General features: G+C 65.9%; 12 protein-coding genes. 9 read left to right on the top strand and 3 right to left on the bottom strand.

Annotation, left to right across the window (positions count from 1 at the left end):
- Both ACESK5_RS16840 and ACESK5_RS16835 read left to right on the top strand, forming a co-directional pair.
- On the top strand, positions 1–1,211 hold a 1,211-nt coding region (locus ACESK5_RS16840), incomplete at its 5' end, for a diol dehydratase reactivase subunit alpha (RefSeq protein WP_372912741.1).
- A gap of 63 nt (positions 1,212–1,274) precedes the next feature.
- On the top strand, positions 1,275–1,649 hold the full coding sequence (locus ACESK5_RS16835; protein WP_372912740.1) for a glycerol dehydratase reactivase beta/small subunit family protein: 375 nt from the start codon (positions 1,275–1,277) through the stop codon (positions 1,647–1,649).
- 80 nt (positions 1,650–1,729) lie between these two features.
- On the opposite strand, the gene ACESK5_RS16830 is transcribed toward ACESK5_RS16835, so the two are convergent.
- Positions 1,730–2,140 (bottom strand): heme-binding protein, encoded by a 411-nt coding sequence (locus ACESK5_RS16830; protein ID WP_372912739.1) that lies wholly within the window; start codon positions 2,138–2,140, stop codon positions 1,730–1,732.
- A 294-nt stretch (positions 2,141–2,434) separates the two neighbouring features.
- Between ACESK5_RS16830 and ACESK5_RS16825 the strand changes: the two genes are divergently transcribed.
- From ACESK5_RS16825 to ACESK5_RS16800, 6 genes are all read left to right on the top strand, one after another.
- Positions 2,435–2,860: a hypothetical protein gene (locus ACESK5_RS16825; protein WP_372912742.1), complete on the top strand. Its 426-nt coding sequence runs from the start codon at positions 2,435–2,437 to the stop codon at positions 2,858–2,860.
- A gap of 105 nt (positions 2,861–2,965) precedes the next feature.
- A complete protein-coding gene (locus tag ACESK5_RS16820; protein WP_372912737.1) occupies positions 2,966–5,722 on the top strand; it encodes an alkaline phosphatase PhoX in 2,757 nt (918 codons plus the stop codon).
- A 206-nt stretch (positions 5,723–5,928) separates the two neighbouring features.
- The gene (locus ACESK5_RS16815; protein WP_372912736.1) at positions 5,929–6,357 is read left to right on the top strand and encodes a hypothetical protein; all 429 of its coding nucleotides are present in this window, start codon (positions 5,929–5,931) and stop codon (positions 6,355–6,357) included.
- Positions 6,358–6,809: 452 nt separating this feature from the next.
- Positions 6,810–9,557: an alkaline phosphatase PhoX gene (locus tag ACESK5_RS16810; protein ID WP_372912735.1), complete on the top strand. Its 2,748-nt coding sequence runs from the start codon at positions 6,810–6,812 to the stop codon at positions 9,555–9,557.
- A 96-nt stretch (positions 9,558–9,653) separates the two neighbouring features.
- Positions 9,654–10,367, top strand: a complete 714-nt coding sequence (locus ACESK5_RS16805) for a cell surface protein (protein WP_372912734.1) — start codon at positions 9,654–9,656, stop codon at positions 10,365–10,367.
- Between the two features lie 224 nt (positions 10,368–10,591).
- Complete coding sequence (locus tag ACESK5_RS16800) at positions 10,592–11,428, top strand: hypothetical protein (RefSeq protein ID WP_372912733.1); 837 nt, start codon at positions 10,592–10,594, stop codon at positions 11,426–11,428.
- A 20-nt stretch (positions 11,429–11,448) separates the two neighbouring features.
- Here the strand turns inward: ACESK5_RS16800 and ACESK5_RS16795 are convergent, their stop codons facing one another.
- Positions 11,449–11,697 carry a hypothetical protein gene (locus tag ACESK5_RS16795; protein WP_372912732.1) on the bottom strand — a complete coding sequence of 83 codons (249 nt, stop codon included), beginning with the start codon at positions 11,695–11,697 and terminating at the stop codon, positions 11,449–11,451.
- Between the two features lie 77 nt (positions 11,698–11,774).
- Between ACESK5_RS16795 and ACESK5_RS16790 the strand changes: the two genes are divergently transcribed.
- Entirely contained in the window at positions 11,775–11,927 is a 153-nt protein-coding gene (locus tag ACESK5_RS16790) for a hypothetical protein (RefSeq protein WP_372912731.1), read from the top strand.
- A 45-nt stretch (positions 11,928–11,972) separates the two neighbouring features.
- Here the strand turns inward: ACESK5_RS16790 and ACESK5_RS16785 are convergent.
- Positions 11,973–12,638: RNA-guided endonuclease InsQ/TnpB family protein (locus tag ACESK5_RS16785; protein WP_372912730.1), on the bottom strand; the 666-nt coding region annotated here is incomplete at its 5' end.

Genomic DNA, 12,638 nt, shown 5'->3' with positions numbered 1-12,638 from the left:
AGAAGATCATCCCGGTCGCGCGGGCACTCGTGGGGAACAAGTCCGCAGTCGTCATCAAGACCCCGAGCGGCGACGTCGAGGAGCGGACCATCCCGGCCGGGAAGCTCCAGATAATCAACGAACGTGGTTCCACGGCGGAGGTGTCCGTCGACGAGGGCGCCGACGCGATCATGGAGACGGTGATGAACAACTGGCCGGTCGCGGACGTCCGCGGCGAGAGCGGGTCGAACATCGGCGGGATGCTGAACCGGGCGCGGGCCAGCATGGCGGAAGTGACCGGCCAGGCGGTCGACAGCATCGAGATTCGCGACATCGTCGCCGTGGACACGCTCGTCCCACAGGAGGTCCAGGGCTCGGTCGCCGGCGAGTTCAGCATGGAGACCGCCGTCGCGCTGGCCGCGATGGTCAAGACCCAGCAGTTGCCGATGCAACAGATCGCCGACGGCATCGAGGCCGAACTCGACGCCGAGGTGGTCATCCAGGGCGTCGAGGCCAACATGGCCGTCCTCGGGTCGCTCACGACGCCGGGGACGGACGTCCCCGTCGCCATCCTCGACATGGGCGGCGGGTCGACCGACGCGGCGTACATGGACACCGAGAAGCGGATCGACTCGATCCACCTCTCGGGGGCCGGCGACATGGTCACGATGCTCATCGACTCCGAGCTCGGGCTCGACGACAGAGACCTGGCCGAGGCGGTCAAGAAGTTCCCGTCCGCGAAGGTACAGACGCTCTTCAGCATCCGCGAGGAGGACGGAACCGTCGACTTCCTCGACGAACCGGTCGACCCGAGCCTCTTCGGACGCACGGTCCTCCTCGAAGACGACGGCGGGATGCGACCCGTCCCGGTCGACAAGTCCCCCGAAGAGGTTCGGCGGATCCGCCGCCGAGCGAAGCGGCGGGTCTTCGTCAGGAACGCCGAGCGGGCGCTCAACCTCATCACGCCGACCGAGAGCATCCGACAGATTCCGTTCGTCGTGATGGTCGGCCGGTCCGCGCTGGACTTCGAGATTCCCGAGATGATCTCCGACGCGCTCGCGGAGTACGGCATCGTCTGCGGGCGGGCGAACGTCCGGGGGGAGATGGGTCCGCGGAACGCCGTCGCCACCGGACTCGTCCTCTCGCACATCGGGGGCGGGTCGTACCTGGATTTCGAGTTACCCACGGAGCTGTCGACTTCGCTCGAACGGACGCGCGCGAAGACGAACTGACGGGGCCTCGGCTGCGGACCCCGGGAGAACTCATATACTCTCGTGACCAGTACCACGACACGTATGACCGAGTGTCGCGGACCGGTCGACCAGGACGACGAGGTCCCCTGTATCCTCGTCCGCTGCTTCGGCGACCCCGAGACCGAGCCGGAGTGGGTGGCGTCTCTCGAACACGGCCTCGAGGAGGAAGGTGTCCCCTGGCTCGTCGAGTTCGGGGCCGACGGCGACAGCGTCGCGACCGCGTATCGGGCGGCGCTGGAGTCGGCGCTGAAAATCGGCGTCAGCGTCGACGACACACGGGTGGTCGTCCACCACAAGCAACTGACCGACGACAGCCCCCTGTTCGACGTCTCCGGGGTGACCGCGAGCGACGCACGGACGCTCGGCTCGAACGCGGCCCGACTGGCGAAGGGGACGCCGCTGAAGCCGGTCGACTGACCGAGCGTCGACCGAGTCGCCGGCTGGTGTGACGGACGGGAACCGACGGTCGTCAGGAAGTGTGCCGTGGGTCGGCTGCGCTACAGGGACTCGAAGGCCTCGACGGCAGCGGACGCGACGTCCACGTCCTCCTCGGCACTGCCGCCCGAGACGCCGATACCACCGACCACTGTGCCGTCGGACTCGAGGGGAATCCCTCCACCGAACGTGATGATGCGCCCGTCGTTCGTGTTTCCGAGGCCGTACAGCGACTCGCCGGGCTGTGAGACCTCCCAGACAGTCTCCGTGTCCAGTTTCAGCGAGACGGCACTGTACGCTTTGTTCTGCGAGATGGAGATGCTCGCCAGCAGCGCGTCGTCCATCCGGTGGAAGCCGACGAGGTTCGCTCCGTCGTCCATCACGGCGATACACATCGGGACGTCGATTTCGTCGGCGCGTGCTTCGGCGGCAGCGATCAGTTCCTTCGCCACGTCGAGGGTTACGTCAGTCATGGTTGTGAACCACGATAGCAATCTGTGTATGATGATTTAAAATTTTGTTTTTCAGAGACACGTTCTGCATCGACTCGACGACGGAGGCCAGGACGGCGACGTCGGACACTGGGACGCGACGACGGACACCGGGACGGCGTCGTCGGACGCCCCCGGAGACGCGGCGACGCAACCGACCCGGGGCAAGGGTAAAGTGGGGTCGCGGGATAGATGGGTGCAGTAGCGACGGCGTCGGAGCCCTCCGGACTGGCGGCCACGGCCACCGCGACGGACGTGGAGAGACAGAGGCCGAACATGTCGAACATGGACCACCGAACAGACGAGGCGGCCCACGAATCGATACACGAGCAGTACGTCCTCGACGTCCGCATCGTCGAGACCACCCCGCCGGACGCGGACGAACCACGGTACCGGTTCGAGGCGCCCGAGCACGCCGAGGTAGTCTTCGACGACCCGGAGACGGCGAGGCTGTACGCCGACGTCTACTTCTGCACGAACGGGTTCGTCGAGGACGGCACCGGCGAGCGTGGCGTCCCTCCGGAAGTCATCGGGGCCGGCCGGGCCGTCCTCGCCGTCTACCTCCTCACCCGACCCGGAATCGACCGCGACTGGGTCGCGTCGTTCTTCGGGAAGAAACCACACCGTATCCGGAAGTACGTCGAGTGGGTCCGCGGACAGGCCGAAGAGATCAGGGCGGGAGCGACCGAACAGGGACTCTGACAGACGCGAGCGACCGACAGCCACTCGCACCCAACTGTCTGCGGGTGGACACAGTTGGCAAAAACGGTAAAAAATTTGATAAAACGTGGGCGAGTCGGCCGTGGTATGGTCGACTTCAGTCGACGTAACCTGATGGCGAGTTCGGTAGCCGCAGCACTCGGTGCGAGCGTCGCGGGGAGCGAGGCCGCGAGTGCGAGCGAGACCGAGATCGACGAGTCCGACACGGAGGGTGCGCCGAGCGTGAAGGGCGAGCTCAAGCGCTTCTCGAACACCTCCTTCGGGGCCGAGGTAACCGGGCCGTTCGTCTTCACGGACGGGTCGCTCCTGCACAGCCTCCAGCACCCCTACACCGGGACGCGCGACCCCGACCTGTTCGACGACACAGTCCCCGAGTACTCCGAGCCGATGCCGGAGGCGAAGGCGAACGAACCGCCGTACGACCGGGCCGGTATCGGCTACTTCAGCGGCTTCCAGTTCGAGATGGACGGCTCGAACGACGACTTCGAGGAGGTGTCGATTCCGACCACCGTCGAAGAACAGGGGAAGGTCCGGTCGGCGGAACACACCTTCGAGATTCTCGCCCAAGCCCGCGACTCCATCAACAACGACGAGGAGCGACTCGGCGTGACGCAGACGCCGGACCAGTTCGACATCACGATGGACGGCTTCGAGGGCACCCAGTACGGCGCGGCCGCGACGAACCCCGACTGCAACCAGTTCGTCCCCACGGACGCCGAGGGGACCGAGGGGTACCTCTTCACCAACTGGGAGAACAGCCCCGGGAACGTCTCGCGCATCCCCGTCGAACAGACCGACGACGGCGAGTGGGAGGCCGACCTGGAGAACGCCCTCAACCTCGCGAACACCGACGCGCTTCGTGACCTCGGCGGGACGCGCATCAACTGCTACGGCGACCGCACGCCGTGGAACACGATGGTCTCCTCCGAGGAGAACTACTCACACCCACGCGTCTCTCTGACCAACACGGTGGGCGACATGGTCGAGGCCGAGAGCGGCGTGGGAATCGTCGGCGCCGCCCACTTCTGGAACCGTCCGAACCCGGCGTCGATTCCCAGCGTCGTCGGGGAGTACGTCGACGACGACGAACTCGACTCGTCGTGGTACCCGCAGGGGGCGTTCGCGCTGGCCGGCGTCGAGTTCCTCGCGTACTATCTCGGCGCCGACCGGGACGACCAGAGCGCCGACGCGAACACGACGACGCCCATCGACGACGTCTACCCGAACCCCTACCGCTACGGCTACCACGTCGACTTCCGCGACCCGGCCGGCGACCCACCCCAGCCCATCAAGTACTACGTGATGGGCCGCGCCTCCTGGGAGGCGCCGGACTTCCAGAACGACCTCAAGACGGTGTACGGCTGCTCCGACGGCGACTCGAAGGGCATCTACAAGTTCGTCGCCGACGAGGAGATTCCCGGCTACGACGACCCGATGGACGTCGAGGGGACCCTCTACGCCCCGAAGATCACCAACACGAGCGAGATCACCGCGGACCCGCCGGCCTCGCCCGCGGAGATCGCTCTGGAGGTCGAGTGGATGCCGCTCGGCCACGCCTCCAACGCCGAAATCGAGGAGTGGATCACCGAGTACGACGACGTCACGCAGGTCGACTACCTCGAAGCCCACGCCGACACCGACTGGGAGGATGACCTGGAGACGGCGCTCGAAGAGGCCGACCTCGACGTCATCGAGAACGGCAACCAGAACTACATCACCGACGAGGAGATCATCGAGTGGGCCGAGCAGTACGAGGAGAACGGCCACGACGGCGTCGACGAAGAGCTCCGTCGCGTGCCGTTCCTCGAGACCCGCGCGGCCGCGAAGGAGATCGGTGCCTCCATCGAGTTCAACAAGGCCGAAGGCGTCGATAGCGTCTCGGACGCCGGGCCGGACGACTACGTCTACTTCGGCATCTCCGAATTCAACGACGACCTCGCCGACGAGACGGGCGACGTCCAGATGGACCGCGTCGACGGCGGCGTCGTCTACCGCGGGAAGCTCGGCCTCGACTACGACGTCTCGACGCTCGAACCGGTCATCGTCGGCCCGGACTTCACCGACGGCCCCGAGGCGGCCAACGACTCGCTCCGCAACGTCGACAACGTCTACGTGATGGACGACGGGCGCGTCATCTGCTGTGAGGACGGCTTCGCCGAGTCGAACCGCTCGTACCCCAACGACTGTCTGTACGTCTACCAGCCGAACCCCATGCTCGCAGTCGAGTCGGTGGCAGTCGACGTGGGCACGAACGCCGAGAGCAGCGTCACGGTCTCACACCCGCCCGACGTGCTGGGCGAGTTACCGAACGTCGGCGGCCAGGTCACCGTCCGTGTCGCGGACTCGTCCGTCGCGACTATCACGGACGCGGAGTACGGCGAGGACGTGACCGCGTCCGGAAACCCCGCCGTAATCGAGAACGGGGGAGCGGCGCGGTTCCCGCTCGGCCCGGTACGAGACGTCGATATAGACAGCGTCGAGGTGGCGCTCGCGACAGTCACCGTCGCCGGGAACGCCAGCGGCGAGACGTCGCTGGAGGTGACGACGCCGCTCGAAGGGCAGGTCCCCGACAGCATCGCGTTCGAGACCACCGACGGAACCGTCCTCGTCGGCGACGGCGAGGAAGACACCGACGACGACAACGGCGAGAACGAGAACGGTGGTAATGACGAGAACGGCAACGGCGGGAACGGAGGTAACGGCGGGAACGGCAACGACGGCAACGGAGGGAACGGCGGCAATGGGGGTAACGGCAACGACGGCAACGGAGGGAACGGCGGCAATGGGGGTAACGGCGGCAGCGGTAACGACGGAAACGGTGGCAACGACGACGACGGCGAGTAAGTCCGTAAGGACGGCCGTCGACTAGCGGTGGGACACTCACCGTCGGCCCTCGCGTCGTCGCTGACGGGTCGGTAGCTGTCGAGAGGCGGACCGACCGCTCACTACCGGTATATATCAGAATTATAAACCTACTACCCCTCGCTCCCGCCAGTGGCGACCTGAACGTGGTCGTGCCCACAGGAGGGCGCGACGGCGCACGGCCAACCATGTCGAAAACAGACCGACAGTCTCCGGAGATGGAGGACGGAGCGATTCACAGGGAGTACATTCTCGGCGTCCGAATCGTCGAAGTGAACCACGACGGCGGCGACGAACCGCGGTACCGGTTCGATGCACCACAGCACCGGGGACTCGAGTTCGCAGACCCCGAGACGGCGGAACTGTACGCCGACGTCTACTTCTGTGCCAACGGCTTCGAGGAGGAGGGAACCGGCGAACACGGGGTGCCGCCGGCCATCATCGCCGCCGGTCGAGCCGTGCTGGCGTCGTACATGCTCGCGCAACCGCACAACGACCGCGAGTGGGTCGCCTCGTTCTTCGGGATGAAACCCCACCGGATTCAGAAGTACGCCGAGGTCGTCGAGAACCGTGCGGAGGAGATCCGCGACGGCGCCGAGGAGCGGGGCATCGAGTAACGCGGGCGACCCCGTCTTCTAGTCTCGCGTCCGGGGCGTGCCCCATCGGCGTCGGGACGGGTGGGCGTTCGAAACGCGAAAAATCCGTGCCGAAATGTATAATAAATATTGCTTTTCGGCCGAAGTATAAAATTTCGCATCTGTCCCGCTCGAACGCTCGCGATACGGGACCTTGTCAGCTGGCTGTACCGTGTGTGGGGAACAGGTCGTCAGATATCTCGTCTAACGCTCGATAATCCACGGTCGCCCTCGGGCACGTAGAGGCCCGCGAAAGCGCGTTTTTATCGACTTCTGTAGTCACCGTGTTCCAGCGATCGAGAATATTTACACGTACGTACATCACAAGAGAGTGCGTACTGCTTTGCACCCCCCTTGTCCGATAACTCCCGATAGTTGTAATCGAGAGAGATATTATAAAACGCTTTTATCAAACGGTTGTGCCGTCCACTCGCATGGTCGACTTCAGTCGACGGAACCTGATGGCGTCATCGGTGGCCGCAGCGCTCGGGGCGAGCGTGGCGGGCAGCGGTGTTGCGAGTGCGAGTAACAGTGAGATCGAGGAATCGGACACACCGGGTGCGCCGAGCGTGAAGGGGAGCCTCAAGCGCTTCTCGAACACCGCGTTCGGGGCCGAGGTGACGGGGCCGTACGTCTTCGAGGACGGGACGCTCCTGTACAGCAATCAACACCCGAGCGAGGAGAACATCGGCGAGTTCTCCGCGCCAGGTGTCGGCTACTTCAGCGGCTTTCAGTTCCAGCTGAACGGCGACAACAGCGACTTCCCGGAACTGTCGATTCCGGAGAGCGAGGAACAGCGTCGACAGATCCGTTCAAGCGTCGGGACGTACACGTACCTCGGGAAGTCGATGGATTCGATCAACGGTGGCTCGGAGCGCCTCGGCGTGACGCAGACGCCCGACGGCACCGACATCACGCGGGACAACTTCGCGGGCACCCAGTACGGCGCGGCCGCGACGAACCCCGACTGCAACCAGTTCGTCGCCACGAACGAGGAGGGCACCGAAGGGTACCTGTTCACGAACTGGGAGAACAGCCCGGGCAACATCAGCCGGATCCCGATCAGCCAGACCGAGGACGGCGAGTGGGAGTCCGACCTCGAGAGCGCGATCAATCTCGCGAACACCGACGCACTCCGCGAACTCGGCGGGACGCGCATCAACTGCTACGGCAACAAGACGCCGTGGAACACGATGGTCTCCTCCGAGGAGAACTACGCACACCCGCGCGTCTCCCTGACCAACTCGGTGGGCGACATCGTCGAGGCCGGCTCCGGCGAGGGAATCGTCGGCGGCTGTCAGTTCTGGAACCGCCCGAACCCCTCCGAGATCCAGGGCGCGGTCAACGACTACGCCGACAACGGCGATCTCGAGAGCGGCTGGTACGTCCAGGGCTACTGGGCGCTGACCGGCGTCGAGTTCCTCGCGTACTACCTCGGCGCGGACCAGGTCGACCAGTCCGGCGACACGAACACCGTCTCGCCCATCGGCGACGTCTACCCGAACCCCTACCGCTACGGCTACCACGTCGACTTCCGCGACCCCGCCGCCGACGAGCCCACACCCATCAAGTACTACGTGATGGGCCGCGCCTCGTGGGAGGCACCGGACTTCGAGAACGACCTCAAGACGGTGTACGGCTGCTCCGACGGCGACTCGAAGGGCATCTACAAGTTCGTCGCCGACGAGGAGATTCCCGGCTACGACGACCCGATGGAGCTCTCGGGCACGCTGTACGCCCCGAAGATCACCAACGACTCGGCGAACGTCGCCGAGTCTGGGAGCCGGAGCTCCCCGGCCGAGGTCACCCTCGAAATCGAGTGGATCGAACTGGGCCACGCCTCCAACGCGGAGTGTGAGGAGTGGATCGCCGAGTACGACGACGTCACCCAGATGGACTACCTCCAGGCCCACACGTCCGACGACACGGACGTCGTGGGGAACCTCGATGCGGCACTCAAGGAGGCCGACCTCGACGTCATCGAGAACGGCAACCAGAACTACATCACCAACGAGGAGATTATGGAGTGGGCCAAGCAGTACGAGGAGAACGGGCCCAACGGCGTCGACGAGGAGCTCCGCAAGGTCCCCTTCCTCGAGACCCGTGCGGCCGCGAAGGAGATCGGCGCCTCCATCGAGTTCAACAAGGCCGAAGGCGTCGACAGCCGCGACGACGCCGGTCCCGGCGACTACGTCTACTTCGGTATCTCCGAGTTCAACGACGACCTCGCCGACGAGACGGGCGACGTCCGGATGGACCGCGTCGACGGCGGCGTGATCTACCGCGGCGAACTCGACGCCAACTACAACGTCTCGACGCTCGAGGCGGCCATCGTCGGCCCTGACTTCACCGACGGGCCGGAGGTCGCGAACGACGCGGTCCGCAACATCGACAACGTCTACGTGATGGACGACGGGCGCGTCCTCTGCTGTGAGGACGGCTTCGACGAGTCGCGACGCTCGTACCCCAACGACTGTCTCTACGTCTACCAGCCCAACGTCCAGGTCGACGTCAGCTCCGTCGCGGTCGGCCAGGGCGAGACGGTCGAGGCGGACGTCGTGGCGAAGCACGTCCCCGACGGCCTCGCCGGCGGCACGTTCCAGGTCGAGGTCGCGGACGAGAGCGTCGTCGAAATCGTGAGCGCGAGCTACCCCGACGCGGTCGGCCTCGCGCAGCAGCCGACCGTCGAGGACGGCAAGACGGCGACGTTCAAGTTCGCCGACACGAACAAGGTGATGCAGCAGGAGGGCACCGAGTTCAAGCTCGCCACCATCACCCTCACCGGCATGGGCGCGGGCGCCACGGACATCAACACCAGCGCGTCGTTCGACGACGACAGCGGCAACGCCATCGACGTCGAGGCCCGCTCGGGCATCGCCCTGACCGGTCCCGCCAGCATCGGTGGGAGCCGCTCCTCGCCGCAGGACCCCGACGGTGACGGGCTCTACGAGGACGTCAACGGCAACGGCCGCGTCGACTACGACGACGTCGTCACGCTGTTCAACAACCTCGAGAACAGCAACGTGAAGTCCAACGCTCGCGCGTTCGACTTCAACGGCAACGAGCAGCTCGACTACGCCGACCTCGTCGCGCTGTACGAGGAGGCTGGTGTCGAGGTCGACGGCGACAACGGCAACGGCAACGGTAACGGAAGCGACGACGACGACAGCAGCGACGACTGAACCGAACGACGGACACGGGCGGCGCGCCGTCTCGTCTCCGTTCGTTCGGCATCTCCGACATCCACCACCCCACACCCCACCACACACTCCACACACATGCCACGAGAGACAGACCGGTTCCGAATCGCGATCGTCGGCGTCCTCGTCCTCACGCTCGGCGCTTCAGCGCTGACCGGAGCGGCGGCCGCCCAGACCGACAGCCCGACCATCCGCGTCGAGAGCGCGACCGTGCAGCCGGGCGAGACTGCCACCGTCGACGTCGTCCTGACGTCGGCGCCGAACGGACTCGCCGGGTACGCCATCGACCTCTCGGTCGGGAACAGCAACGCCCTCATCGAAGGGGCGAGCTACCCGGACACCTTCGGGCTGACCTCCGAACCCGTCGTCTCCGAGGACGGGTCGAGCGTCACGCTCGAGGCCGCGGACCTCGACGAACAGGTCCAGCCCGGCTCGACCGACGTCGTGCTCGCCACCGTCGAGGTGTCCAGCGGGATGTCGGGTGACATCACGCTCTCCGTCGAACCGCTTCAGTTCGACGCCGACGGCGGCGACTCGGTGAATCCCGCGAGCGAGTCGGGGACGGTGACCGTCACGGCCGGCGAGGACACCGCATCCACTGACGACGGTACGGTCGCCGACTCGTCTACGGACCGCTCGACGGCACCGGCGTCCGATGCGGACGACGCCGACGCGGATACTGACGCCGGAGTGGGGACGACGTCGACGGAGTTCGCCTTCCCCGCCGGAGGCATCGTCCTGACCGTGCTCGCACTGACGCTGGTCGCCGCGTTCGCCGCACGCCGCCGGTAAGCAGTCAGCGCGGTTCTCTTCTTCCTCTCTTCTTCGCTCCTTCCGCTCGTCTCCGCTCTCGTTCCGCGCTCACGCTCCGTCGTGCGTGGCTCGCCGTGGTTCGTGCGGGCCCCGCTCTTCGACCCTCCCTCGACGGCGCGATGCGAGTGCAGACCGCTCGGCGCGAACGGGGACCGTCCGGGGCGAAACGACTTCCGCGTGGCCGTCGAGGTCCGACACACCTCATGAAGGCGTTCCCCTCGTACCCACCTCCCGCGGAGGCCCCGGCGGAACTGTTCGAGCGCGGGCATCTCTGGCTGCACGAACTGGTCGACGGGGCACCGCTCCGTTTTCAGGCGCGGGCGGACGGGCGGCTCCGCTTCGGGGACGGAGTCCGCGTCTTCGGCGACGACGTCCCCCCGGCGTACGACCACGCCGTGCGGCACGTCCGCGAGTCGTTCGACCGGGGGGCGCTGAGACGCGCCGTCGACGACGTCGAGTCAGTCGTCTTCTTCGGCCGGGCGATGCACCGCCGCGGCGTCGACTACGACTGGGACGCGACCCCGAACTTCATCGGCGTCGACGTCTGGTCCGACGGGCAGTACCGCCAGCCGGACCGCGTCGAGAAGATCTACGCGCGACTCGGGCTCGAACCCCTCAACACGGTTCGCGCGGAGGTCCGCGCAGTCGACTTCGACCCCGACGCGTACGCGTTCCCCGACTCGGCGTGGTACGACGGGCCGGCGGCGGGTGTGCTACTCCGGAACAAGACGGGGCTCCGGAGCGCGCTGTCGAACCCGGCCGTCGGCGAGGGCCGCTCCGGAGGAGAGCGAGCCACCGACACTGTCGAGGACGCCGAAGCGTTCGCGCGACGGCACGTGACGACGGGCCGACTCGACGGCGCGGCACGGCGACTGCGGGCGGAGGGGCGGCCGGTGACGTTCGACGCGCTCTACGAGCGGGTCGTCGACAGCGTCGCCCGCGCACACCACGACCGGCTCTTCGCGGGCACGCTCGACGTGCGGGCGTTCCGGTCGGCCGCCGCCGAGGCGACGAGCGAGTATCTCGCAGAACACGAGTGAGGCGGCCGGGACGGACGCGCTCACACGTTCGTGTCACGGAGCGTGATGTCTCCCCGCTGGAGCGCTTCCAGGAGACGTTCGTCCAGCGGCCGGTCCTCCCAGTCGTCGGACCGCTCGGACTCGGGTACCTGTTCGAGCAACGGGACCAGCGAGGCGTGGACGTGCCGCCCGTGCCACCCACAGGCGGGGCAGGTGAGGACGATGTACCGGACCCCGTACGAACGTTCCGTGGGTTCGCGGCAGACCGAACAGACGTACGTGTCGGACACGGGTACGTAGACGTTCAGACGTGGACGGACTCAACCGTTGGGGTTCCCGCTCGACGGCCGGGACGCTCACCGTGTCGATGACCTCGCCGTACGTCGAGGCGTGGGAGGCGCCCCTCGACGCACGCGCCGGCGTGACCTGCGGCCCGGTATCCGGGCAGACGCTGACGTGTTCGGTGAGCGCGGAGCGCGCGTACGTGACCGGCGTCGCCGTCGACGTGGCGTACCGGTAAATTGCCTCGGGGTCAAGCCCCGAGGCTTTCGCGTGGACTCCCGTTCTAACTGCTGGGGGCAGTAGGCGAATATTCACCGTTCACGTTCAGCGTCCCGCGATTCAAGCGCACATCTACGGGTGCGCCTCCGTCGTTTGCGTTTTGCCGACGACGGAGATACTGCAAACCGATATTCTTTGAGGCGTTGTAGTCAGCGTGATTCTCATATCCACACTTCTGACAACAGAACGCCTCCCCAGACCGATTGTCGCTGTACGTAAACCCGCACGTCGAACACCGCTTCGAGGTATTCCGAGGGTCAACCTGCACAACCTTCACGCCGTACTCCTCCGCTTTGTATTCGACGTATTCGTAGAGGCGTCGGAATGCCCAAACGTGTTGCCACGTCGCTTTCAGGATATTCTCCCGAATGTGGGTCAACTCCTCGAACACGATATGCGAGCAGTCATGTTCAACTGCCTCCTCAATGAGTTCGTTCGCCACAGTGTGCAGGTATATCTCGAAACGTCCTGTCTCTTTGCGACCGACAGTCTCGATGTTCTCGTGAGCGTAGCGCGAGCCACACTGTTGAAGTGACCCACGGTGGCTCTCGTACTCCCGATGCCAGTGGTTGAACTCGTCTGCCGACCAGAAGCGCCCCGTTGAAACGACGGCGATGTTGTTGACGCCCAAATCCACACCAAGGACTGGTCTGTGCTTGGAATCGGAGTC

The organism is Salinigranum sp. (genome assembly GCF_041641895.1).
GTDB lineage: Archaea > Halobacteriota > Halobacteria > Halobacteriales > Haloferacaceae > Salinigranum.
This window is presented reverse-complemented; position numbering and strand designations above follow the sequence as displayed.